24 protein-coding genes and 2 riboswitches are annotated in these 25,059 nt (G+C 26.5%); of the genes, 2 read left to right on the forward strand and 22 right to left on the reverse strand.

Annotation, left to right across the window (positions count from 1 at the left end; genetic code table 11):
• Positions 1 to 43: 43 nt before the first annotated feature.
• From I2A66_RS07180 to I2A66_RS07205, 5 genes are all read right to left on the reverse strand, one after another.
• Entirely contained in the window at positions 44 to 1,810 is a 1,767-nt protein-coding gene (locus tag I2A66_RS07180; RefSeq protein ID WP_243113409.1) for a hypothetical protein, read from the reverse strand.
• 231 nt (positions 1,811 to 2,041) lie between these two features.
• Entirely contained in the window at positions 2,042 to 3,355 is a 1,314-nt protein-coding gene (locus tag I2A66_RS07185; RefSeq protein WP_147516140.1) for an O-acetylhomoserine aminocarboxypropyltransferase/cysteine synthase family protein, read from the reverse strand.
• A gap of 79 nt (positions 3,356 to 3,434) precedes the next feature.
• Positions 3,435 to 3,542: riboswitch (SAM riboswitch) on the reverse strand.
• 85 nt (positions 3,543 to 3,627) lie between these two features.
• Complete coding sequence (gene metA / locus I2A66_RS07190; RefSeq protein ID WP_122640733.1) at positions 3,628 to 4,566, reverse strand: homoserine O-acetyltransferase MetA; 939 nt, start codon at positions 4,564 to 4,566, stop codon at positions 3,628 to 3,630.
• A 99-nt stretch (positions 4,567 to 4,665) separates the two neighbouring features.
• Complete coding sequence (locus I2A66_RS07195) at positions 4,666 to 5,721, reverse strand: ABC transporter substrate-binding protein (RefSeq protein WP_122640735.1); 1,056 nt, start codon at positions 5,719 to 5,721, stop codon at positions 4,666 to 4,668.
• Between the two features lie 573 nt (positions 5,722 to 6,294).
• A complete protein-coding gene (locus I2A66_RS07205) occupies positions 6,295 to 6,441 on the reverse strand; it encodes a winged helix-turn-helix transcriptional regulator (protein WP_122640736.1) in 147 nt (48 codons plus the stop codon).
• 66 nt (positions 6,442 to 6,507) lie between these two features.
• On the opposite strand from I2A66_RS07205, the gene I2A66_RS17615 reads away from it, so the two are divergent.
• A complete protein-coding gene (locus I2A66_RS17615; RefSeq protein ID WP_330566290.1) occupies positions 6,508 to 6,666 on the forward strand; it encodes a hypothetical protein in 159 nt (52 codons plus the stop codon).
• A gap of 588 nt (positions 6,667 to 7,254) precedes the next feature.
• Positions 7,255 to 8,802: an ASKHA domain-containing protein gene (locus tag I2A66_RS07215; protein ID WP_122640737.1), complete on the forward strand. Its 1,548-nt coding sequence runs from the start codon at positions 7,255 to 7,257 to the stop codon at positions 8,800 to 8,802.
• 36 nt (positions 8,803 to 8,838) lie between these two features.
• Here the strand turns inward: I2A66_RS07215 and I2A66_RS07220 are convergent, their stop codons facing one another.
• The 17 genes from I2A66_RS07220 to I2A66_RS07300 all read right to left on the reverse strand — a co-directional run bounded on the left by I2A66_RS07220 (position 8,839) and on the right by I2A66_RS07300 (position 24,962).
• The gene (locus I2A66_RS07220; RefSeq protein WP_122640739.1) at positions 8,839 to 9,297 is read right to left on the reverse strand and encodes a YdeI/OmpD-associated family protein; all 459 of its coding nucleotides are present in this window, start codon (positions 9,295 to 9,297) and stop codon (positions 8,839 to 8,841) included.
• A 265-nt stretch (positions 9,298 to 9,562) separates the two neighbouring features.
• Entirely contained in the window at positions 9,563 to 9,679 is a 117-nt protein-coding gene (locus I2A66_RS07225; protein WP_122640741.1) for an ArsR family transcriptional regulator, read from the reverse strand.
• Positions 9,680 to 9,835: 156 nt separating this feature from the next.
• A complete protein-coding gene (locus I2A66_RS07230) occupies positions 9,836 to 11,806 on the reverse strand; it encodes a sensor histidine kinase (RefSeq protein ID WP_195251326.1) in 1,971 nt (656 codons plus the stop codon).
• A gap of 698 nt (positions 11,807 to 12,504) precedes the next feature.
• Complete coding sequence (locus I2A66_RS07235) at positions 12,505 to 12,813, reverse strand: hypothetical protein (protein ID WP_122640747.1); 309 nt, start codon at positions 12,811 to 12,813, stop codon at positions 12,505 to 12,507.
• A gap of 170 nt (positions 12,814 to 12,983) precedes the next feature.
• A complete protein-coding gene (locus I2A66_RS07240; RefSeq protein WP_147516145.1) occupies positions 12,984 to 13,283 on the reverse strand; it encodes a (2Fe-2S)-binding protein in 300 nt (99 codons plus the stop codon).
• 71 nt (positions 13,284 to 13,354) lie between these two features.
• A complete protein-coding gene (locus I2A66_RS07245; RefSeq protein ID WP_147516146.1) occupies positions 13,355 to 13,783 on the reverse strand; it encodes an MOSC domain-containing protein in 429 nt (142 codons plus the stop codon).
• 4 nt (positions 13,784 to 13,787) lie between these two features.
• Complete coding sequence (gene moaA, locus I2A66_RS07250; RefSeq protein WP_147516147.1) at positions 13,788 to 14,759, reverse strand: GTP 3',8-cyclase MoaA; 972 nt, start codon at positions 14,757 to 14,759, stop codon at positions 13,788 to 13,790.
• Between the two features lie 36 nt (positions 14,760 to 14,795).
• A complete protein-coding gene (locus tag I2A66_RS07255; protein WP_122640753.1) occupies positions 14,796 to 15,998 on the reverse strand; it encodes a molybdopterin molybdotransferase MoeA in 1,203 nt (400 codons plus the stop codon).
• A gap of 161 nt (positions 15,999 to 16,159) precedes the next feature.
• A riboswitch (molybdenum cofactor riboswitch) is annotated at positions 16,160 to 16,294 on the reverse strand.
• A complete protein-coding gene (gene mobB, locus I2A66_RS07260; RefSeq protein WP_122640754.1) occupies positions 16,295 to 16,801 on the reverse strand; it encodes a molybdopterin-guanine dinucleotide biosynthesis protein B in 507 nt (168 codons plus the stop codon).
• Positions 16,802 to 16,842: 41 nt separating this feature from the next.
• Positions 16,843 to 18,069, reverse strand: a complete 1,227-nt coding sequence (locus I2A66_RS07265) for an NAD(P)/FAD-dependent oxidoreductase (protein ID WP_122640756.1) — start codon at positions 18,067 to 18,069, stop codon at positions 16,843 to 16,845.
• A gap of 4 nt (positions 18,070 to 18,073) precedes the next feature.
• A complete protein-coding gene (locus I2A66_RS07270) occupies positions 18,074 to 18,481 on the reverse strand; it encodes a 4Fe-4S dicluster domain-containing protein (RefSeq protein ID WP_122640757.1) in 408 nt (135 codons plus the stop codon).
• Between the two features lie 12 nt (positions 18,482 to 18,493).
• Positions 18,494 to 20,584: a molybdopterin oxidoreductase family protein gene (locus I2A66_RS07275; RefSeq protein WP_147516148.1), complete on the reverse strand. Its 2,091-nt coding sequence runs from the start codon at positions 20,582 to 20,584 to the stop codon at positions 18,494 to 18,496.
• A 49-nt stretch (positions 20,585 to 20,633) separates the two neighbouring features.
• Positions 20,634 to 21,617 carry a TDT family transporter gene (locus I2A66_RS07280; protein WP_330566293.1) on the reverse strand — a complete coding sequence of 328 codons (984 nt, stop codon included), beginning with the start codon at positions 21,615 to 21,617 and terminating at the stop codon, positions 20,634 to 20,636.
• Between the two features lie 184 nt (positions 21,618 to 21,801).
• The gene (locus tag I2A66_RS07285; protein ID WP_147516149.1) at positions 21,802 to 22,587 is read right to left on the reverse strand and encodes a PhzF family phenazine biosynthesis protein; all 786 of its coding nucleotides are present in this window, start codon (positions 22,585 to 22,587) and stop codon (positions 21,802 to 21,804) included.
• A 47-nt stretch (positions 22,588 to 22,634) separates the two neighbouring features.
• Complete coding sequence (locus I2A66_RS07290; RefSeq protein WP_122640763.1) at positions 22,635 to 23,006, reverse strand: DUF6483 family protein; 372 nt, start codon at positions 23,004 to 23,006, stop codon at positions 22,635 to 22,637.
• Positions 23,007 to 23,151: 145 nt separating this feature from the next.
• Positions 23,152 to 24,654, reverse strand: coding sequence for a sodium/pantothenate symporter (gene panF, locus I2A66_RS07295; RefSeq protein WP_195251327.1), 1,503 nt, complete (start codon positions 24,652 to 24,654; stop codon positions 23,152 to 23,154).
• Positions 24,654 to 24,962 (reverse strand): YhdT family protein, encoded by a 309-nt coding sequence (locus I2A66_RS07300; RefSeq protein WP_122640767.1) that lies wholly within the window; start codon positions 24,960 to 24,962, stop codon positions 24,654 to 24,656. Before I2A66_RS07300 ends, panF begins: the two co-directional genes overlap by 1 nt.
• Between the last annotated feature and the right edge of the window lie 97 nt (positions 24,963 to 25,059).

Genomic DNA, 25,059 nt, shown 5'->3' on the forward strand with positions numbered 1-25,059 from the left:
TATTCATTAAAATACCATATTTATACCCCTATCATTTTAACTTTTAATTTTGAGTCATATCTAAAAAATCAAATAAGGTAATAGTATTTTCTGGAACAAAGCTATCAAGTCTTTCCTTTGCTAATGATATATACCATGATTTATCAAGATTTTCAGGTACTTCTTTATCTTTAATATTACTATTATCTATAAATACTCTATCTGGAGTATAACTTATTTTTTCTAACTTATTATCACCCTTCATCTTCATAATAGGATAATCAAAGTATCTTTTACTAGCAAATACCCTAAGTACTTTTAAATTTATATTTTCATCTCCATGTACTGCATGGCTATATTTTCCCGTTATTTTTACGCACTTTTGAAACTCTATAAGCTTATTACAATTATTAATTGTATCTTCAATATCAATATTATTAATTAATTTTTCTTTTATAGCTTTATTAACTATTGGTAAATCATTATCTATTATGCTCAATTTTTTTACATAAGCACCTTTGCTCTTTACCTCTCCATTTTCTTTGATGTATACATAATTATTAACGTCTTTTTGTATTATTTTTTTAATAAAATCGTGTTCAAGTTCCATTTTAGTTCTTTCACACCAAGTTTTACATATTTCTAAATATCTATTAACATCTTCTTTAGAATTAAACTTAAACATAACACCATCTGTATTTCCTTGTATAAACTGAGCATTATCCTTAAATTCTAATTCAACTTTTTCTATAAGATCTAATAATAAAAGTTGACCATTTACACAAATAGCTGTTCCTTGTCTTGGGTCATAAAGATCATTAGTTGCATCCATACAAGCTCCATATGCACTATTTAAAACTATTTTCAAAGACTTCTCTATTGGATTTTTCTCTTTTTTTAAATTAAATCTTGTATCTCTTATTTCCTTATATTTATCTGGATTTTTTACATTCCTACTATTAAGGTTATATTCTATCATTATAGATGGATAAAAAGAGCTTACATCAGAATTAACAATATAATCTTTAGCCTCATATTTTTTTCTAGCAGAATGAAGTCCTCCCCATCCAAAATCGGTTTCTATTCCATATACAGTGGTTCTTAGATACTTTTTCAAATCTCTATTATTATAATCTTCATACCACTTCTTTATATCATTGTATTTACTAAGCCTTATTGTATCTATTATCTCAAACTCATTAGTATCATTTCTGTCGTAGTTAGGCCTTTTTGCTCCTAATATGTATGCACTTAGCTGAGCCTCTGTTTTATTAAACATAATTTCATCTAAATTAAAATACTCTATAAGACCACGCTGAGCTTCATATTTATAATAAACTTCTTCAAATACTTTTGTAGTCATTCTAACATCATGTAGACAATATGTAGTAAGTTCTTTAATTTCTTCTTCATTTGGATATCTATTTAAATCAAAAGATACTGTACTTTCCCTTATATCTTCTCCCATAAATAATTCAAGCTCTTTTAAACTTCTAAAATTATCATTTATTTCAAAAATATATAATGGGATTTTATGTAAGTTTCTATCAATTTGCCATCCTGATATTTTTTGTTCTATAAGCTTATCTGATACTTCACAAGGATTCAATCCTGCTATAATTGCCTTTAGTATCCATTGATCATATCCTTTTATATTATATCCAACCCAAATTGAATTTTTATTTTTATTATAAACTCTTATAAGTTCATCCCTATTGTTTATTATTGTATGTTCCTTTTTTGTCTTATAATCTTTCATACAACACATCCAAAACCCACCTTTGGATAATACTTCAAAATCTATTATTATACGTCTTTTTTCCTTAGTCATAATCCTTATTCCTTTTATCTTTAATAGTTTTATATTTAGTATTTATATATACTTTATCTAATATTCTTAAACATATTTAGTTTTTTATCTACGTTTTATTTTCAATGTTTCTTTTTATGATTTCTTTCAATATCATCTTCTTATATAATTTATAAAAATATTAACTACTCTAGAAGTTTAATATCTAGTATAGTTACTATTTTTAATGGTAAACTTATATTTGACTATTTTTTAATCAGCAATTTTTTCTAAACAAATTTCACTTGCTTTTTTTAAACCATTTTCTAAGTCAGCAATTAAATCCTCTACGTCTTCTATACCAACAGATACCCTTATCATATCTGGTGAAACACCTGCTAGTTTTTGTTCTTCTTCATTTAATTGAGCATGAGTTGTACTTGCTGGATGTATAACAAGAGATTTTGCATCGGCAACATTTGCCAGGTGGGAGAAAATTTTTAATGACTCTATAAATACTTTACCAGCCTTGACTCCACCTTTTATTCCAAATGTAAATATAGAACCTGGTCCCTTAGGACAATATTTACTAGCTAGCTCATAATATTTGTTATCTTTAAGGCCAGGATAATTTACCCATGATACTTGTGAGTGATTAATTAGATATTCTGTTATTTTTTTAGTATTACTAACATGTCTATCAAGTCTTAGTGATAAGGTTTCAAGCCCCTGTAATAATAAAAATGAATTAAATGGACTTATACAAGCACCTGTATCCCTTAAAAGTTGGACTCTTAATTTAGTAATGTAGGCTGCTTTACCTGCATCTTTTGTGTAGCTCATACCATGATAACTTGAATCTGGCTCCACAAGGACATCAAATTTACCACTACCTTCCCAATCAAAATTCCCAGAATCAATTACAACCCCTCCTATAGACGTTCCATGACCACCTATAAACTTTGTAGCTGAGTGAACTACTATATCTGCACCAAATTCAAAGGGCTTAACTAAATATGGTGTTCCAAAAGTATTATCAACTATAAGTGGTATATTATTTTCATGTGCAATTTTTGCAATAGCTTCTATATCCGCTATATTTATTACCGGATTACCTATAGTTTCAATGTATAAAGCTTTAGTATTTTCATTAATAGCATGCTTAAAATTTTCAGGATTATCGCAGTCTACAAATGTGGTCTTGATTCCAAGTCTTGGCAGCGTTGTAGAAAATAAGTTAAAAGTACCTCCATATAAAGTTCCTGCTGATACTATTTCATCTCCTGATCCTAATATATTTAAAATAGCATAAGTTATAGCTGCTGAACCTGATGCTACCGCAACTGCACCTACTCCGCCTTCTAATAGTGCCATTCTTTGTTCAAAAACATCTGTTGTTGGATTCATAATCCTTGTATAAATATTACCTTCTTCTTTAAGTGAAAATAAGTTTGCTCCGTGTTCAACACTGTTAAATACATAAGATGTAGTTTGATATATTGGCACAGCTCTAGAACCTGTTGTTGGATCTGGATTTTGTCCTCCGTGAACTTGTATTGTATCAAATCCTAATTTTCTATTTCCCATTCTTAATGCCCCCTATAATATATAAAAAAAATAATAAAACCCTCTTTTATAAAAGAGGGCCTAATTTCCAAAGCATACTCTCTTATCTTTCTTATGAATAATACATAAGTAGGAATTAGCACCATATATTTTTAATACTGGTTGCTGGGTTTCATAGGGCCTATCCCTCCACCTCTCTAAATAAGATTTCATTTAAGTTTATTTAATTAAGTATATTGTATTTTACATTATATCATCATGCAACAAACTTATTTATTTTATTTATATAAAATTTATTTTACTTTAACCAAATTAATTCCTATGTCATTAATATTATAAGGTGTATCTTGATATACACAGTAGTTTAGCCAATTTCCAAATACTATATTAGCACTTTCCCTCCAATTAACTCTAGGTATAGAGTTTACATCGTCATTTTCAAAGTAGTACATAGGAATTTCTATTTCAAGACCTTTATTTAAATCTCTAAAGTATTCATTTTTTAAAGTATCTCTATCATACTCTAAATGACCCGTTATAAATATTTGCCTTCTATCATTACTTGCTACTATAAATACTCCAGCTTCCTCAGATTCTGACAATATATCTAATTCTTTTATATTTTCTATATCTTCTCTTTTTATTGATGTGTGTCTTGAGTGTGGAGCATAAAATATATCATTTAATCCTCTTGTCAAATTTTCATACTGGCAGTTATTCCAATGTTTATATACTCCAAATAATTTTTTATCTAAAGTATATTTTTCAATATTATAATGATAGTAAAGTGCAGCTTGAGCCCCCCAACATATATGCATTGTTGAAAATACATTGCTCTTAGTCCACTCCATTATTTCTTTTAACTCATCCCAATATTCAACATCTTCAAATTCCATTTTCTCTACTGGTGCTCCAGTTATAATTAGCCCATCAAACTTTTGATCTTTTACATCATCTATATATCTATAAAATTTTTCTAAGTGTTCTATTGGTGTATGGCTACACTTATAAGTTCTAGTTTGAAGTAATGTTATTTCTACTTGAAGTGGTGTATTTGATAAATACCTTAAAAGTTGATTTTCTGCTTGAATTTTTATAGGCATAAGATTTAATATTCCTATTTTTAAAGGCCTAATGTCTTGTGTGTTAGCCCTTTGTGTATTCATTACAAATATATTTTCATTTGATAGAACTTCAAATGCTGGTAGTTCTTTTGGTATTCTTATTGGCATATAAGCCTTCCCCCTTTTTTATCTCTAGTTTCCTAAGCTCATTTGAATTAAATTATAGCATAAAAATAAGGAAAGATATTTAATCTTCCCTCACATATATTAATCATTTGATTTTATATTTAACCAAACTTCATCATACATCTTTTTAACATCTAATGTAAAATCTGCATAAATTTCACATCTATCCATTATTTCTGAAGTCATATATGCATTTGGATTATTCTTTACTTCTTCTGGTTGCATTTCTCTAGCTTCCTTATTTGGTGTTGTATATCCTATCTCATCTGCTATTCTCAATGCACTTTCTTTATCACTTACAAAATTTATAAACTTCTCCGCAGCTTCTACATTTTTAGCATTTGATGGTATACATAAACTATCAATCCAGAAGTTTGCTCCTTCCTCTGGGACTACATAAACTAGGTTTGGATTTTCTTCTTGAAGATTTAATCCTTCTCCAGACCATATCATATTTATATCACTTTCTCCAGCTGGAATCATTACTGTTCCATTATCTACACCATATATTGGATCAACTAGTTTTCTTTGCTCTAATAATAATGTTTCTGCTTCTTTTAATTCTTCTGGGTTAGTTGAATTTAAAGAATATCCAAGTTTCTTTAACGCTACTCCTATTGTATCTCTATATGTATCAAACATAAATATTTTGCCTTTATATTTTTCATTCCACAATATGTCCCAACTATTTACTTCTTCTTTTACTACATCTTTGTTATATATAAGGCCTACTGTTCCAAACATATATGGAACTGAGTACTTATTACCTGGGTCTATATCTAAATCTAAATAATTTTCATCCATTTGAGATATATTAGGTATGTTATCCTTATTTAACTTCTGTATAAGATTTTTAGAAATCATTCTTGGCATTAATGCATCTGATACTAATATAACATCATATTTAACTGCTCCACTGCTAACTTTTTGATACATTGCTTCCATATCATCAAAAGTTTCCATATTTACTTTTATGCCGTACTCTTTTTCGAATTCTTTTATTGTTTCATCGTCTATGTTTTCTCCATAGTTGAAAAAGTTTATTTCTTCTGTATAATTTTTACTGCATCCTACAAAAGATGTAGCAACAATTATTGTACATATTGACAAACTTAATAATTTCAATAATTTTTTCATACTATAATTTCCTTCCATTATTATATAAATTTGATAATACCCTTAAATAAGTTTTATAAACTACTTTATGAGTAATTTTAACAATTATTTAAATAGCATTGTATATTATAATTAAAATAAAAAAATCCAACAAGTATTTTGTAGGATTTTTTTATTTTTAAATTTACTTTACTATGTACAAAAACTAGATAATAACTTATATATACTTTTTACCATTTTAAGCTTTATGATTAGTCATTATATTTTTTACTTCTTCTATACATTCATGTTTGATTAACTGTAACATTCTTGGAATAAAGCTTATCATATATTCTTTGTTAAAAGTTCCTTAATCTTGCTTTGAGAAGCTTTCATTTAATAATTTTTTTGCTTTATTTTGATTTTGTACATCAACTCTTTCAATTATAAAATTAAAGAATTTCTCTTGTCCACTATTCATTATGCTTTTCTCCTTTAAGTATATAATATACTTATATTTTAATTTACTAATATTTATTATATACCTAAAGTTCAATAAAAAAACTTATATTTTTAATAACTATTATCTCTATTATTTTCACCCCATTTACACATTTACTCTAAAATAGGCATTAATGATAAACATCTTTTTGAAAGTGAATACTCAACCTTAGAAGGAATTTGAAGGTATTCTTTTCGTATAATAATCCCATCTCTTTCTAAGTCTTGTAGTTGATTATTAAGAATCTTATCACTTAACATTAATTAAATCAGATTTATTATATTTTTTCATGCTCATTTTTTAATATTTATTAGGAGGCTTTTTTTATGAAAAAGTGTAAAATAGAAGTTTTAAAAACAACATTTCACGAAGATTTATCAAAAAAGTATGGATATAAGAATCTAGGAAACTGCCCTATATATAAAGTTGGAGATATACTTTACGGGGACTATGCAAATCCTGAAGGATCATGTGATGAAGCATAGAAGGTGATGTATCAATATGTATTTGCTTTATCTCATGGTAGTGAAGAGTTTTACTATGATGATTGGATAGACAATAAATGAATTGCAATCTGCTCATATAACGATGGTATTAGACCTGTTATATTTAAAATTGAGGTAACTGATGAAGAATCTAAAATAGATTATGAATCTATTAAATAATAATTTCTAAAGGTATAGTTAGTTTTTTATAAAAACTTACCTATATCCATTAATTACATATATATGTTAAATTTATTTGATATTTTTCTATTCCTTTTTCCACCTTAACTTTATAATTACTACAGATATAAAAAACTAAAAAGTTGCTTATATCGTCATTGCTATCATTGATATTCTAGTAAAACCTCCCATTATAATCACCACCTTTTCATCTTAATACGATATTTATACATATTCTTTTACTATTCCACAAATTTTTATTTTTTTCTAATTAAATTCTAACATATGAGCATTATTAAATTTATATCAAAACAATTACAAAAACTTATTAATAACAAAATTACTGAGATATTATAAATTTTATACTATTATTTATAATGTGAACTAAAATTAATAGAGGTGAAAATATTGAAATCATTAAGTGAAAAGATATACCTAGAACTAAATATCCCTGATAGTAATGATACAACTGGAGATAAGGATAGGATATTAAATTTTTTAAATGCTAAATATAAAAATGTTATAATGCCATACAATATAACAAAATCCTTATATCCATTGTGTCGTAATAATAATTTTAAAATCACAGTTACTATGGTTAAAAGAGAAAATGACTGGATAATTACAAGAATAGAAGAAAACGATACAACAAATGAACATTATGGACTGGCTGTAGATTTGGGAAGTACAACAATAATAATGCAATTAATTAACTTAAATAATGGATATATAATTGCAGAAGAAAGTGTATTTAATAAACAAATTAAATATGGTGATGATATCTTAAGTAGAATATTTTATACAAAGGAAAATAAATATGGATTAGAAGAAATTAAAAATATAACTATAGAAAGCCTAAAAGAATTACTAAGTTCACTAGAAAATAAGACTAATATACATGTAAGAGAGTGTCCTATAATGACTATTGCAGGAAATACAACTATGATACATTTCTTATTAGGACTCGATCCATGGACAATTTTCCAATATCCATTTACACCTGTACTCAATGACTGTGGATTTATTTATGGAAAAGATTTAGATTTGCCCATAAATGGATATGTTTACTGTTTTCCATCTGTAGCAAATTATCTAGGTGGAGATATTATAAGCGGACTCTTATATACTGGTATTCATAAAAAAGATAAATTATCAGCTTTTATAGATATAGGCACAAATGGTGAGTTAGTTATAGGAAATAAAGATTTTCTTGTTGCAGCTGCAGGTGCTGCTGGACCTGCACTAGAAGGTGGAATTAGTAAGTATGGTATGAGAGCTACTACTGGAGCTATTGATAGTATAAAAATCATAAATAATAAAATTATATATACGACTATTAATAATGAAAAGCCTAAAGGAATTTGTGGTTCAGGAATAGTTGATTTAATTTCAGAACTATTTTTAAATAAATGTATTGATTTTGCAGGAACTTTACTTCCTAATAATTCACCATCAATAATTAAATTTGAAAATGATTATGCTGTTGAATATGTATCTCAGGAAGAGAGTTTCAATGGTATAAGTCTAACTTTTACTCAAAATGATATAAAGCAGTTTTTAAAAACTAAAGCAGCTGCAAATACAATGGTAGCTTATTTATTAGAGGAGATAGGCCTAGATATAAATGATTTAGATTTATTTTATATAGCTGGTGCTTTTGGAACGCATTTAAATCTAAACGCTGCTATAACAATCGGTATATATCCTGATTTAGAATCCAATAAAATAATTTGCCCAGGAAATACATCTTTAAAAGGTGCATATAATTTACTTACTAATAGATATTTATTAAATGATATTTATGAAATAAAAAATAATATAGAGTATTTACAACTTAGTAATGCTACAGACTTTGTTGGAAAAATGAGAGCTGCAAGCTTTCTACCACATACTAACTTAGATTCTTATCCAAGTGTAAAAAAAGAACTTATAAAAAGAAATATTATAAAGTACTAAAGGTTATAAATAAACCTTTAGTACTTTATATATTATTTAAAGTTTAATTTTATTTTCTAATTTTGAAACTGCTTCAACTATTCTCTTCTCTCTTGTTTCAACTTTTTTAGCACTATCTATCCATTGTACATATTTTCTTTTGGATGAATATGATAAACTATCATAAAATTTCATAGCAAATTCATTTTCAATAAGAGCATATTTAAAATCATCTGGTAATTCAACTACTCTAATTTCTTCATCTTTTTCTATTTCAACAAATACGTTGTCTCCTGCATCTTTACTAATTTGCTTTCTTATATCTTTAGTAATACCTATAATGTAACAAGGGGTACCCATTTTTACAATAGATCCTCTATATTTTATTCCATCGAAAGTCGCTTTTACCTTTACTCTTTTTGATCCAAATTCTTTTTCTACATCAAATGGTATTTCTATATAAGTAGCATCTTTATCTTGCCTATTTTGTATTATTGCTTTAAATTTATAGACCATATTATTTCCTCCAAACTGTAATCTTCTTTTAAGTCCAATCTATTTCTCTTCTTTATATACTTTTTCTATATTTTCACAGTTAAGTCCAGCATTGTTATAGCATTGAAGTATTTTATAGTCATTTTTTTAACTTTTCATCTTGTTTCAATTCTTCCTCTAGTATAAAATTTATAAATTCATGATTCTTTAATATATCATCATTTATTTTATAATAAGTTACTAAGTTTGCATTCATCAATTTATTTAAATATCTTGATACACTTAATTAACTTATTTCTAATATTGACTCTATTTCACATACGCAAAGCGTACCATCGCTTAAAATATTTATAATCCTAATTCGGGTTTCATCACATAATGCCTTTATTTTCATTAGTTCCATTTTATAATCTCTTATATCAAATTGATTTTACTCATATAATAATTTACTTTATTATAAATGTAAATACTCTCGTATATGTTAGAATAAAAAATATGAAGAATTTAGCACTTATAAAAGTGATATATCCTTCATATTTTTTATTATTTTAAATATCTACTATATACTAACCTCATATATATCTGATAATTCCAATTTTACTTTATAATTATCAACATTGTATATAGTTGAACTTTTATTTTCTATGCATTTATTCGGTAATACTATTCTAAATACTGTACCTTTATTTAGCTCACTCTCTACATTTATAATTCCTTCATGAAGATTTATTATAGACTGTACTATACTTAAACCTATGCCACTTCCTTCATTTGCTCTTGTAAATGATTTATCTATTTGCACAAATTTATTAAATATTATATTTTGATTTTCTTTAGAGATTCCTATTCCTTCATCTGTTACATTTATTTCAATCCATTTTTTATTTGTTAGTATATTTACAAAAATATTTGCATTTTCACTAGAAAATTTAATTGCATTTGACAATAGGTTAAGCATAACTCTCTCTATCATATAAGCATCACATTTTATTATTTGCTCTTCTTCATCTGTATCAAATTGTATATTTATATTCTTTAGTGATGCATATTCTACAACAGATAAAGTTACATCTTCTACAATAGATATTATATTATAATTTTTAAAATCAGCTTTTAAAACACCTATATCTATCTTAGATAAATCCATAATATTGTTTACTAACCTTGTCATTCGATCACAATTTGTATGTAATACTTTATTATATTTTTTGTAAATAAGCTTAAAGTCTATTTCATCTATTTCAATAAATTTATCTAATAATTGAATAGATGAATAAAATAAATTTAATGGTGTTTTTAGTTCATGAGAAATATTAGCTATAAATTCACTTTTTTCTTTATCATACAGTCTAAGTTTTTCTACTTCTAACTCATTTTTAACAGCTTCTGTTATATCTATATATGTAACAGCTATATATTTTTTATTTTTTGCTAAGTTAATTGGCTGAACACAACAATCTATAGTTTTATCATATTTTCTACTCTTTATTATCCCTCTCCATGAGTTATTTAGCTCTAATGCTTCTATAATATCTCTTTGCTTATCAATAGAGTTAATTTTTTCTTTAAAAATTAATTCTAATTTATTAATATCATTATTACATTCGTAATACTCTTTTACTTTATCATTAACATAGAATAAGTTTGTATCCTCATCGAATATTAGAGTAAAACTGTGATTATTATTCTCTGCTAAACTGTGAAATATCCTTAATCTATCATTCAGTGCATTAGTTCTAGATATATACATAAATAATTCAATTAATGCTCCTATGATAATAATAAAAAAACATATATATGTTAGCGATACTGATATTAATTTAGTATAAAATGTTAACTTATTTGATATGTATATAGCATAAGCAGCTTTTATAGCAAGGATAAATATACTTGAGCTTAAAACTACAAACATATACTCATTTTTCTTCAATGCTCTAGTAAGTAATTTTATTGAGCAGGTAGTATAAATGATTATTAAAAAAATATTATATACTATCAAAAAATTATTACTGTATTGTGAACTATATATCGTAGTTATCTTTCTTTCAAATGTTCCAAGTATTATAGTTAAAAATATAGTAATTAAAACTGAAATAAGTTTATTATTATTTATTTTATTTTTCAATTTATTTTCTGGTAATACAGAAAGTGTAAGTAAAAAAATTCTAAGTAAAGAAGATGAAACAACTATATATGTAGACAGTTTTAATTCATCATGATAAAACGGTAAATAATCTATCTGGCCAAATAATATTCCAACTGCTAGTCCTATATACATTAATGATGTAATAAACATATCATTATATTTACTTCTATTATATGATACTAAACAGCTAACTACACCTAGTATAGAAATTATAACGTTGAATAGCTTTATGAATTGTAATGTCGAACTTAAATAATCAATTTCAATATTATCTTTAAAAAATACATTTACAATAAGAGTAATTGATAATAGTATCATACTTAAAATAATATAAATTAGTAACGTATTTTCATTTTTTGTATGTTTTTTGCCTATCATATACATATATACCCCCCTACTTTTATATAAATTTTATCATATAAATCTATTTTTTTATGTCGTTATTTGTCTTTTTTATGTAATTTTTGAAATTTAATTTATAATATAGAATACATTCTACTGGGAATTAAATAACATATATTTTATATAGTCACAATATTAGTTTCATGCTAAGTATAACTAAATTACTGACGTAATATCTACTCATTAGTGATTTCCTAATAAAACAGATACATTTTCACAAAAATCATTCATAAGTGTTTTTAGTAATGTATTTATGTGTATATGAATTGATATTTCACTCTTAATATAAAAAATATAGGATGTTAAATTTTATTTATTAATTACAACAGCCAATGCAAGTGATATAAACCAGCTTCTACTATATTATTAATTATAATAGATTATATGTTATAAAACATACTTATATTATGAGTCATAAGATAAATATAAAGATGTTATTGTGTAGGTTGGAGTCTAAATATAAGAACTATAAAAAAGATAATACTCATAGTTGCTTTATTTGTTGCATGTAATATTTAAGTAAGTTATATAAAAATTATCATATTACAAAATAGAATCAGTACCTGATTATGCTGATTCTATTTTTATATTTAAGTACTACTAATCTTAATTACATTCAATTTAAGTATAATAAAATACAGTTTATTGAATTGTAAAAGTAACATTTTACATTACATATTTTAAAAGTAGTCATGCTCTATTCCTTCTTTATATTTACTATCTCTATATTCTATGTTGTAAGCAGTATCTTTAAACTCATCAACTTTATTAATATCAAAAAAGTTTTCTTTAAATTCTCTTTCTCCTGAAATAGATACAATATAACAATTTTCTACTTCTTCAGAGTTTGATACTTCTATATAATAATATTTAAGTTCATCTTTAATGTTACTCATATATTCTCTTAATCTTGGAATATAGTATTTAAAATTATGATTATCTAAAAATTCTACAACGTCGTCTCTATTTTTAAAAGTGTATTGCTTCATATGTTTCTCCTTTTCAAAACTATATATATATTTTCAAAAATTCTATAAATCTATATGATTATTATCCCTTATTTTCATATAATTATTTAAAACTCATCATTTTTCGTAAATAAAAATAATAAAAATCCTTATGATTACATATATTTTCATAAGGATTTTTATTATATTAATTATCTTTTATTTTCTATAATGTCAGATATTATTCCTTTACATCTACCGCATCCAGTACCTGCTTTAGTAGCTTCACCAACTTTTTCAACAGTATCTGCACCATTTTCAACCGCTTTTACAACTTCATCTATGGTTACATTTTTACATGCACAGGCATTTCTTAATAATGATTCTATTTCTTTAAGTTCTTCATTGTCATTAATCTCTAAATTATACATTTCTTTAAGTTCTTCAACTGTTCTAACACCTTGTGCTTGAGCTTTTCTAATTTTTAAATATTTTTCTTTTTCTAATCCCATATTAATTCTCCTTTTATTTAAAACTTAATACTTTTATTATTCTATTTAATATGGGGTATTATTCACTTTATCTAAACTAATTCACACTTATCTCCAACTTTAACTCTTCCTCCAGATAATATCTTTGTGAATATACCATTTCTAGGCATTATACATTCTCCTACTTGATAATATATCTGACATTTGTCATGGCACTTTTTACCTATTTGAGTAACCTCTAAAAGCACCTCTCCTATTTGTATCTTTTGACCTATAGGAAGTTTTTCAAGCTCTATTCCTTCAACAACTAAATTTTCTCCAAAAGCACCAAAATCTACATTAGCACCTTTTTTTCTAAATGCATCAATTTTTTCAAACGCTAATAAGCTAACTTGTCTATGCCATTTACCAGCATGAGCATCATTTTCAATTCCAAAATCCTCTATAAAATTAGCTTCATTAATTTCATTTTTTAATGTACCCTTTTTCTCACTTATACAAATTGCTAATATCTCACCCATAATGTTATCCTCCAATGCTATTCATATACTTATTTTCTTTATCATCACATAGATCCATAAATAAATGCTTTTCTGGTTTATCAAATATAGTCTTTTGTATTATTTTTCTAAGTTCATTTTCAGAAATATCAGATCTCAAATGCTTTCTTAAATCTACTCCATAATTATAATGAAGACATTTCTTTAAAAAACCTTCTGATGTTAATCTAATTCTATTGCACTGATCACAAAAACAATTCGATATTGGACTAATAAATCCTATTTTACCTTTATAGTTATTTATTTTTAAGTAAAAAGCAGGCCCGCTACTCTTTACTCTTTTTTCTTCGTGAATGTTTTTAAAATTAGATTTTATTATTTCTATAATTTCATCATTTTTTATGCCTTTATGCTTTTTACCTTCACCTATTGGCATAAGTTCAATAAATCTAATATCTATATCCATATACTTTGTTAAATTAACAAAATCTAGTATTTCATCTTTATTTATTTCATCAACTATTACTGTATTTATTTTAACCTTTATACCAAGACTTATAGCCTTATCTATTGATATTAACACATCATTTAACTTATTAAATTTAGTTAATTTTTCAAATCTATCTTCTTTTAATGAATCTAAACTTATATTAACACCTTTAAGTCCATTTTTATATAATTCTTCTATTTTTTCACCTAATAATACTCCATTAGTTGTTATATATATTTCATCTATTCCATCTATACTATTTAATTTATATAATAAGTCATTTATATCTTTTCTTACTAAAGGTTCTCCTCCTGTTATCCTAATTTTTCTAATTCCTAGATTTGAACATTCTTTAGCTACTTTATATATTTCATCATGGGTAAGCTTTTTATCTTCTTTTAAAAAAGAAATATTATTTTCATCTATGCAATAAATACATCTTAAATTACAATTATCTGTAACTGATATTCTTAAGTAATCTATATTTCTTCCAAATTGGTCTATCATCGTCTTTAGTGTTATTTATATAACATAACACTCCTCCTATAACTTAATAATCGTTGCTATTTCTCCTTTTTTTAACCCTATATTTCCCTTTTCTATCTCAATTAAGCAATTTGAATCCAAAGTAGATGATAAAATACCATTTCCACTTTTAACTTGAGTTATAGATACATATTGCTTTTCATCTATATGAAATACTTTACCTCTTAAAAATCGTCTTTGTTTACTACATTTATTATAATAATCACTAAGTACAGCTTTTTCTCTATTTATAGATATTTCATCTTTTCCACTAAGCTTTTCTAATATGGGTTTAACTAAAAGTTCAAAAGTTGTTAAAGCTGCTGTTGGATTTCCAGATAAACTTATTATAGGTGTTTGATTAAATTTACTAGCTAATACGGCTGAACCTGGCTTTATCGTTATTTTCCAAAATAACTTTTCGCCATTTATCATATCAATAGCCTCTTTTAATAAATCTTTATCTCCTACAGAAGCTCCCCCTGTTGTTATTATTAAATCTACTTTGTTAGATAACTCTTTTATTCTACTTCCTATATCATAAGCATTATCGTCAGAGTGCTCTATATACTCACAATTAAAACCTAATTCTAAAATCCTTGCTAATATGCTATACTTGTTGCTATTATATATCTTTCCTTCTTCTAATTCTTTATCTATATCAAATACTTCATTTCCTGTGGTCAAAAAAGCTATTTTAGGTTTTTTATAAACTGTAATTTCTTTTATACCAGAACTTGAAAGTATTCCTATATCTGAATACTCTAACTTCTTTCCACATCTTATCAAAATTTGATTTTCCTTTATATCTTCTCCCTTAAAACATATATTTGCATCTTTTTCTATATCTTTTAGGAGTGTTATATATTCATTTTCACTTAATACATCTTCCTTTTTTATTACACCATTGCATCCCTTAGGTATTGGTGCTCCAGTCATAATTTTCACAGCTTCATGTTCTCTTACTTCACCTTTAAATACATCTCCTGCAAAAACTTCCCCTATTACCTTATATCTAGAGTTTTCATTAATATTTTTAATATTTATAGCATATCCATCCATAGCTGATTTATCAAAAGGTGGATTATTGATTTTTGAGTAAATATCTTCTGCAATTATGTTACCTATGCCATCAAGTATGAATACTTTTTCTTTTTCACACTTTTCAATATTAGAATTGAGTATTTCTAAACTTTCTTCTAAACTTATAAATGATTTCATTTTTATCCTCTTTTCACATAATTTTAATTTATATATCAAAATATTTAATTATATGTAAAAATTCGCTTTCTTCAAGTGAAAATCCCCCTAAAAAATAAAAACTTATTACTTTTTTGTACAAGTAATAAGCCTTATCATTCAAATTAATACAGCATTTATAATAATTTGATGCTTATTTTCCTTCCCAAAATGTGGAGATAATTTCTTTTCAAAAATTACCCTGTGAATTAAATTAATTCAGGCATAGCGTCCATAGTATTATCTTTAGGTTACTATGCTCAAGAAAATATAATCAATTAATTTTCAATTTTATAATCTTCTTCTTTTTCTATTAAGTCAGCTAGCTCTTTAAAGTTGCTTTTGTTTATTACAGCTATATCCCCATAATTAAATGGTATATCACTAGCTATAGCTACTAATTTTTCCTTCGGTGAAATTATAGATTTACTTATTTTATCTCTATAAATTTCTATTTTTCTAAGTGAACTCCTCTTATAACCTTCAACTAATATAATATCATTTTCACTATGTATATCTTTTATAATTTCATTTAAATTCATTTCTTCTTTTAATTCTTTTATTTTTGCATATCTATTTTTTGAAGATATTATAACAGTATCTGCTCCCGCTTGTCTATGTTTATATGTATCTTTTCCTTCATGATCTATATCAAATCCATGTACATCATGTTTTATTGTGGCTATTTTATAATTTCTAGCTTTAAGTTCTTTTATAATGCCTTCCATTACAAAGGTTTTTCCAACATTAGAGCAGCTGCCTACTATATTAATTACTTTTGCCACTTCTTACCTCCTAAAATCATACCCGTATAACTATAAAAATATTAATTGTAACTAAATTCTAAGTTTTTTTCTAGGTTAAAGAAATCTGCATAATCTATATCAAATATATTTTTCTTAACTCTTGATATATCTATATTTTCTTTTATCAGCTGAGTTAAAACTCCAGCGTAAGATAAATCACCTTGAATTATAGCTCCATATATTTTTCCATTCTTGTGAATTATCTTTTTATAATTACCATCACATTGTTGTATCTCTATATTATAACTTTTATCTTCTACTTCTACCATACCTAATGATAATGTCGGTATTCCTAAAAAATTCATTGTATTTTTACTTCCAAAAAAGTCAGTCATCTCCGCACTTATACCTAAAGCATTCTTAGCTGCTATTATGCCTTCTTTTACTGCTGTTGGCCATATTGGATTTCTTCCAGTAACATCTCCTGCACCATATATATTATCTACAGAGGTTTTACCAAAAGTATCTATTATTAATCCAAATCTATCACACTCTACATTGCTATTTTCTAAAAAAGTTAAATTAGATCTTACCCCTGTAGCTACTACTACTAATTCGCATGGTATTTTTTCACCAGTATTTAAAAGTAATGCTTTTGGATTGTTATTTTTATCAATAAGTAACTTTTCAGCTTTTACTCCTAATTTTATACGTACATTGTTTGCCTTAAATTTATCTTCATATACTTTTGATGTATAGTTATCTAATTGAAGGGGAAGTATCTTATTACCCATTTCAACTAATGTTAATTCAATATTATAATGAAGTAGTCCACTCAATGCATCTATACCTACAAGACCAGCTCCTAAAACTACTACACTTTGTACCTTACTTGCCTTTTCTTTTATAAGTATAGCATCATCTAAGTTTCTAAGTCCTACAACATTATTAGCTTCTCTTAAATTTTCTATTGGTGGTATAAAAGATGATGCTCCACTAGCTATTATTAAATTATCATAATCAATTACTTTATTATTAGATAAAACTACTTTATTTTCAGTATCAATAACTTTCTTTACTTCTACACCTTTTATCCAGTTTATATTATAATTTTCAAAGAATTTTTCATCTGTAAAATTAAGTTGTTCTATATCTCTATGTTCAGATATATAATGATGTAGTATACATCTTGAATAAACATACTCATCCTTTGATATTAATGTTATTTCACAGTTTTTATCAAACTCTCTTAATGTTTTTGCTGCACTAATTCCTGATGCTGAAGCACCTATAACTATAAATCTCATAATATTATACCTCCTCTAATGTAATAGCTCTCATAAGGCATTTCTCTACACACTGAGGTGTACCTTTTTCTGTACTTTTACATCCATCACATTTCATGATCTCTTTGTGAAGCGTACTCTCTGCTTTTAATACACCATATGGACAGGCCATTATACACATATAGCAACTAGCACATTTATCTTTATCATATTTTACAAGACCAGCTTCATTATCTTTACTCATAGCACCTGTCATACAAGTATATACACATTCTGGTTTATCACAGTGTCTACAGAAAATTGGAGCATATATCCCATTAGAATCTATTGTTATTCTACTTCTACTTTCTTCAGAATTATGCGATACGATACAGGCTGTAGTACAAGTTAAACATCCAACACATTTAGATCTATCAATTTTTATTCTCTTCATATTTACTACCTCTTACTTTTTCATTATTTTTACTGGTACTGTTTTAAATGATGGTTCTTTTGAATATGGATCGTAAATAGATGGTGTAAGTGCATTTGTTTCTATATAGTGTATTGGTGCATATAAGTGATCTTTTTTTACTGTATCACTTATTTTTACATCAAATTCACTACAAACTCCATTCATTGACTTCACCTTTACTCTTTCATTTTCGCTTATATTTAACTCTTTAGCTAATTCTGGATTCATAAACATATAAGATTTTTCAGAGTATATTTTTACACTTTCATCAATCTCTCTAGTTCTTACATTTGTATGCCATTGTCCTACTGTTCCTCTTCCTGAGTTAAAAATATATGGATACTCTTCATTTGTTTTCATAGGATTTTCTCTTACATCTTCAAAGTGGAACTTAGCTTTTTTAGAAGGTGTATAATATTTACAATCTTCATAGAGTCTTCTTTCATCCTCACTTATAATGTCCCCTTCTTTAAATGGCCATTGAACTCCTTTTGAGCCTTCTTTATTTGGACCTTCTAGTAATTCATAAGTAACACCTGTTATATCACAAGGCATTCCCTTTGAACATTTTTTTAATAATTCAAAGGCATCTCTTGGAGTTTTCCAATTATCTAGTAAGCTTCCCATTCCTAAATGTTTACCTATGTTGTATATTATTTCATAATCACTTAGCTCGCCTTCTTCTTTTTGTAAAACTGGATTAACTTTAGATAATCTTCGTTCCGTATTTATTAGTACTCCTTCTTTTTTAATTGCAGGCACTGATGGTAAAAATAAATCAGCCAACTGTGCTGTATGTGTATCTGAATATATATCTTGAACAACTAGGAATTCAAGATTCTGTGCCGCCTTTCTAAATTCGTCATTATTTGCCCAAGAATGTCTTGGATTAGTACATAGTATCCATAACCCTTTTATTTCTCCAGCTATAGCTTTTTCTATTATTGCATTGTATGGAATAGTTGGTTTTGTAGCAAGTATACTTTCATCTACCTCTAAAGCCTCTGATACTGCTTTTCTTCTGATTGGATTATCAAAATCTCCTCCGCCATATAATCCTGAAGTATTGCTAAATGCTCTTGATCCCATGGCATTACATTGTCCTGTTAATGAATTTGCTCCTGTGCCTGGTTTGCCCATATTTCCGGTCATTAAAGCTATGTTTATTATTGCTTGAGCTGTTCTTACCCCCTCATAGCTTTGGTTAACTCCCATAGTCCACCATAACGAAACTCTTTTTCCTTCATATATTGTTTTAGCTAAATTATATACTCTCTCTTTAGATATACCAGTTTTTTCATAAACAGTATCTAAAGTAAATTTACTTACATGTTCCTTAAATTCTTCGAAGCCTTCAGTGTTATCTTCTATATAATTTTTATTTATCCATTCATTTTCTATTAATACATTGGCAACGGTATATAAAAGACTTAAATCCCCTTTAGGATTTATATCTATCCATTCATTAGCCATCATAGCAGTTTCCGACTTTCTTGGATCTATGACTATTATATTTGCGTCTTTATTATGTTCCATTATACGCCCCCAGAATACTGGATGAGCTATTACTGGATTTGCTCCTATAAATATTAATGTATCTGAAAGCTCAGCATCTTTTAAAGTATATGGAGGTGCATCAAATCCAAAGGTTTGCTTGTGAGCTACAACTGATGTTGCCATACATAATCTCGTATTTCCATCACCATTTATCTTCATATAATTTCTACCTACATGGCCAAGTATAGCCATGTCTTCTGTTGTCATCTGACCTGTGCTTATATAAGCTACACTTTCTTTCCCGTACTTTTCTTGAATATCAGTCATTTTCTTTACAAATACTTTAAATCCTTCTTCCCAAGATATTTCTTTTATATTTCCATTTTCATCTTTTAAAAGAGGATATATGCTTTTTTTAACTTTAGTTTGTTGTTTATCTAAATTTAATCCTTTTATACAGCAAAAACCTTTATTAACAGGATAATGCTTTGTTGGACTTACTTTTATTATTTTTTCACCTTCAACATAAAAATCTATGTTACAAGCTAATGCACATAAGTTACAAGTAGATTGAATTTTCTTCATATATTTATTCTCCTATTCGGTTAAGTTTTAACAATTATTTTTAGTTTACTTATTTTTTATAACTATTCACTAACATTTTCATAAAATTAAATAAAACAAATGATATTATTGCCGTTGTTATATAAATTTGAACACCTGATAATTCTTTTACAATTATTGATAAAGTAGTATATCCATTAGCTTCTAAAAAACCACTCATTTTTACGGATGCTACAATTCCTATAGCCATTGGGAAAGTAAGTCCTGCAAATCCAGGATTAAACTTAAAACTAAAGAATTTTGGCATTTTGTATAAAACAAATACTAATGATAATAAAACTACAATGTATAATCCATAAACTATTGCTGAGTTTGGATTTTGTATAAAGTTAAAATAACTTACCAAGCAAAGACTTGATGGTGCTAATATTATCGCTTGAGTATGATACATCGGATCTTTTACATCATATTTTACTAATCTATAAATCATAAATGGCATTATTATACATAAAACAGTTATTCCATAATACACTACTATTTTGCATATTTCCGGCTCATTCATGACTCCACCAACTACTGTTGATACCATTATTCCATTGTAAGTGACAAACCAGCTCGGTAAAAAAGTATTCATATTAAATCCTTTTATAACATTCCTATAAGTAAATATAACTATATGTATAGCATGAATTATAAGACCTACAAACCACAAACATTTTCCTAATATTGAGTTAAAAGTAAAAACATAACTTCCTAAAATCATAATAACCATTGTTATTCCTGCATATAAACTTGCTGGAACTGTATTAGAGTATTCTTTTTTTACTGTGTCAAAACAACATATTATTTTTATTATATATGCTATTAAAGTTATTGTTGCTGCCAATGCAGTTATATGCCTTATTCCATTATATCCAAGCGGTAAATATATATTTGAAAGAGTTAATGCTCCTACAAATGTTGGCATAACCGCAATTGGCATATTCCTAACTTTCTCAATAAATGAAGTTTTCTCCATAATTCCATTTATTTCTTTTAATGTAACATTCTCCATAGAATATCCCCCTCATTACTTTTCAAGTTATTTTTTTAACAAATATTCATGTCGTTTATTGTTAATTTTTATACAATATAATATTATAATATATTCATATTTATTTCTGTGATATATGTCACATATTTTTCATGTATACAAAAAAGAGCAAATTTAACTTTAAATTTGCTCTTTTTTATATTATTTATATATAAATTTCACCCTTTAAGTATAATCTTGCTTTTCCACTTATTTTGACTCTATCTCCGTCTATTTCACAAACTAAAATACCTTCTCTATCTGATAATTGTTTTGTAATCATCTTATTCTTTTTTAATTTTGCAGACCAAAGAGGTATCAAACTACTGTGAGATGAACCAGTTACAAGATCTTCATTCACTTCTAATTTTGGAAAAAAGCAACGTGATATAAAATCTTCATTTTTTCCAATTGATGTAACAACTATACCTATACCATCTGTTAATAACTCTAATTTTGAAAAATCGGGATTTAATGATTTAATATCATCTTCTTTATTGTAAATAAGAATTAAATCCCTTGATAAGTATGCTTCTAATGGTGCCTTTCCAATTGCTTCTATTATGTCATTACTTATATTTACTTTTTTAGGCATCCTATTTGGAAAATTCATTGTATAAGATTCTTTGTCCTTAGTAACTTCTAATACCCCACTTAATGTTGAAAATTTTATTTTATCAATATTTTTATCTATATAGTTAAATATTACAAATGCTGATGCAAGCGTTGCATGTCCACATAAATCTATCTCAGCTTTTGGTGTGAACCATTTTAAATCATAACAATCTTCACAGTTTTTATTTTTTGTGACAAAAGCTGTTTCTGATAAATTATTTTCAGATGCAATTTTTTGCATTATACTATGTTCAATTGAGTTATCTAGTATACATACACCTGCTGGATTCCCACCAAAAGTTTTTTCTGTAAAAGCATCTACAATATAGTACTTCATAATATTTCCCCCTTCTATACGCTTTAGCGACTTTATAACATACTTTATTATATTACTATGGTTGGTATATTATAAATATTTAAAACATCTTTCAATCCATCTATTATTTCTTCTCTTGAAAAATTATATACTTCTAATTTTTTATCATCATATTTATTAATAGTACTATAGAAATCAATTGCTAATTTTAAGTAATCATTATTATCTTTATCTAGATTTTTGAAAATTAAATCTTCGCTTTCACATATTTTATCTTCTTGTAATAATGACTTTATTTTTTTATATAAAAGATCACACTCTGTTAAATTACTATCATTTTCTATTTCATAAGTAATTGTATCTTTGTTAAATATTATTTTAGCTACAAATCTAACTAAATCTTCTATTTGATTAAGTAACCAGTCTTGTTTATATCCCATAACTTTCCCTCCTTATTGTGCCCTACTAAAAGTATATCTTTTATTTTCTATTTAGTATAATTAAATATATTAATTTATTAAAATAATATAAATAGTAATAACCTAAATTATTTTACTTTAACTTTTTAATATTCTTAAATTTATATTATTTTTTATAATATACTCCCCAAAAAGTTTCAATAATTTCTTTATCTGTTTTTTTAGTTATACTTGATACTAACACAAATAGCATTAATGATATAAATAGTGGAAGTACAATCGTATGTAAACCAAAGGGTCTTGGCCAAATTTTGCTAAATAATACATATGTACATATTCCAGAAACAATAGATGCAATAGCACCATAAGAATTTGCTCCCTTCCAGTATAAACCTAATATAATAGGCCATAAGAAAGTAGATATTATTCCTGCATTAGCGTATAAATTAAGCCAAACAATTAAATCTGGTGGATTAAAAGCAACTAAGTATATAGCTACTCCAATAATAGCTGTAGCAATTATACTAATCATACCAGTTTTTTTAGAATTATTTTTTAATTTTGGATTAATGTAATTTATATATAGGTCATTTACTATCGTTCCAGATGCAACTAGTAATTGTGAGTCAACCGTTGACATTATAGAAGCAAGCGGTCCTGCTAGAAGTATACCTGCAATTATTGATGGGAACAGCTTTGTTGTAAGAGTCGGAATTACCAGGTCACCTGATTCTATTCCACTTATTAAAGTAACTCCAAAAGCTCCCACTAAATGCATTCCTAAAAGTAATATCATAGAAACTATAGTTCCATATTTTATACCTTGATGTAAACTTTTAGTATCTTTATAACTCATAGCTCTTTGAGATACCGATGGTATTCCAACAACTGCAAATCCAACTAAGATCCAAAATGATGTAACCCAAAGTATTGTCATATGCCCCTCACTTATACCAAATGGAGTTATCATACCTTCATTTATTAGTTCCATATTAGAAATTATATTTTCAATTCCACCACCAGCAATTACTGTCCCTACAAATATAGTTATTGTTGCAATTGTCATTATTATTCCTTGAACAGTATCTGAAATAGTAACTGCTCTAAATCCACCTATTACAGTATGTACTATTACTGTTATTCCAAAAGCTGCTAAGGCTACATTGTAATCAAGTCCAACTGCTCCTTGTAATAGTCTTGAAGCACCTACCCATTGTGCTGCCATAGCTGCTACAAAAAATGTTACTATTGATAATGATGTAATTACCACGACTATATCTGATTTATACCTAGCTCTTAAAAAATCTGTAATTGTTACTGCATTTATTCTTCTTGCTATTATAGCAAACTTCTTACCTAAAACTGCTAGTGTAAAATATCCAGTCGGCATTTGAGCCATGGCTAAAAACACCCATCCTAATCCTTGTGTATAAGCTGTTCCAGGTCCTCCTATAAAGCTCCCTGCACTAAGATAAGTAGTAACTAAGGTCATTGCTAAAACAAATCCACCAAGCCCTCTATTACCAGTCATATATTCATCCATAAATCCATTTTCACTTTGTGAATTTCTAGCTGCATTTACATATCTCATGGAGTAAAATCCTACAGCAAAAACTACTAAAAAGTAAATTAATATTGGAATTAAAACTCCATAATTAATATAATTCATTAATCAAACTCCTTTTTATATTTTTCAAATTCTTCTTTTGTAAGCCCTTCTAATGACATATTTTTAAATAATTTATTTATCATAACTACAGTCAATATTGAAAATAATATTCCTCCTATTATACAACTCATAAAAAACCAGGTTGGAAATCCTAATATATATGTATATTCACTTACAGGCTTAGACCCTAATCCATATCCCCATGCAAACCACCATATTAAATTTAATAATCCAAGTAATAAACCCATTATTGCTTCTCTATTACATTGTTTGAATCTAGGATCTTCTATTATTTTATCTTCTTTCATTTAAGCTCTCCTTTTTGTATTTAAACTAATATACTTAAATATAAAATTCCCATAAAAAAATTAATTCATTCAAATAATAAAAGGGATATCTTATATA

This window comes from Romboutsia sp. 1001713B170207_170306_H8 (genome assembly GCF_015550495.1).
In the GTDB taxonomy this organism is placed as follows: domain Bacteria; phylum Bacillota; class Clostridia; order Peptostreptococcales; family Peptostreptococcaceae; genus Romboutsia_E.

Coding starts and splice junctions, on each gene's coding strand:
- I2A66_RS07270 (WP_122640757.1), bottom strand. CDS start 18,481: ATGAAGAGAATAAAAATTGATAGATCTAAATGTGTTGGATGTTTAACT.
- I2A66_RS07205 (WP_122640736.1), bottom strand. CDS start 6,441: ATGTTAAGTGATAAGATTCTTAATAATCAACTACAAGACTTAGAAAGA.
- I2A66_RS07235 (WP_122640747.1), bottom strand. CDS start 12,813: ATGAAGCAATACACTTTTAAAAATAGAGACGACGTTGTAGAATTTTTA.
- panF (WP_195251327.1), bottom strand. CDS start 24,654: ATGAATTATATTAATTATGGAGTTTTAATTCCAATATTAATTTACTTT.
- I2A66_RS07290 (WP_122640763.1), bottom strand. CDS start 23,006: ATGGGATATAAACAAGACTGGTTACTTAATCAAATAGAAGATTTAGTT.
- I2A66_RS07275 (WP_147516148.1), bottom strand. CDS start 20,584: ATGAAGAAAATTCAATCTACTTGTAACTTATGTGCATTAGCTTGTAAC.
- I2A66_RS07285 (WP_147516149.1), bottom strand. CDS start 22,587: ATGAAGTACTATATTGTAGATGCTTTTACAGAAAAAACTTTTGGTGGG.
- I2A66_RS17615 (WP_330566290.1), top strand. CDS start 6,508: ATGAAAAAGTGTAAAATAGAAGTTTTAAAAACAACATTTCACGAAGAT.
- I2A66_RS07280 (WP_330566293.1), bottom strand. CDS start 21,617: ATGGAGAATGTTACATTAAAAGAAATAAATGGAATTATGGAGAAAACT.
- I2A66_RS07185 (WP_147516140.1), bottom strand. CDS start 3,355: ATGGGAAATAGAAAATTAGGATTTGATACAATACAAGTTCACGGAGGA.
- I2A66_RS07220 (WP_122640739.1), bottom strand. CDS start 9,297: ATGGTCTATAAATTTAAAGCAATAATACAAAATAGGCAAGATAAAGAT.
- moaA (WP_147516147.1), bottom strand. CDS start 14,759: ATGATAGACCAATTTGGAAGAAATATAGATTACTTAAGAATATCAGTT.
- I2A66_RS07225 (WP_122640741.1), bottom strand. CDS start 9,679: ATGGAACTAATGAAAATAAAGGCATTATGTGATGAAACCCGAATTAGG.
- I2A66_RS07180 (WP_243113409.1), bottom strand. CDS start 1,810: ATGACTAAGGAAAAAAGACGTATAATAATAGATTTTGAAGTATTATCC.
- I2A66_RS07300 (WP_122640767.1), bottom strand. CDS start 24,962: ATGAAAGAAGATAAAATAATAGAAGATCCTAGATTCAAACAATGTAAT.
- I2A66_RS07195 (WP_122640735.1), bottom strand. CDS start 5,721: ATGAAAAAATTATTGAAATTATTAAGTTTGTCAATATGTACAATAATT.
- I2A66_RS07240 (WP_147516145.1), bottom strand. CDS start 13,283: ATGGGATTAGAAAAAGAAAAATATTTAAAAATTAGAAAAGCTCAAGCA.
- I2A66_RS07265 (WP_122640756.1), bottom strand. CDS start 18,069: ATGAGATTTATAGTTATAGGTGCTTCAGCATCAGGAATTAGTGCAGCA.
- metA (WP_122640733.1), bottom strand. CDS start 4,566: ATGCCAATAAGAATACCAAAAGAACTACCAGCATTTGAAGTTCTATCA.
- I2A66_RS07230 (WP_195251326.1), bottom strand. CDS start 11,806: ATGTATATGATAGGCAAAAAACATACAAAAAATGAAAATACGTTACTA.
- I2A66_RS07255 (WP_122640753.1), bottom strand. CDS start 15,998: ATGAAATCATTTATAAGTTTAGAAGAAAGTTTAGAAATACTCAATTCT.
- I2A66_RS07245 (WP_147516146.1), bottom strand. CDS start 13,783: ATGGGTGAGATATTAGCAATTTGTATAAGTGAGAAAAAGGGTACATTA.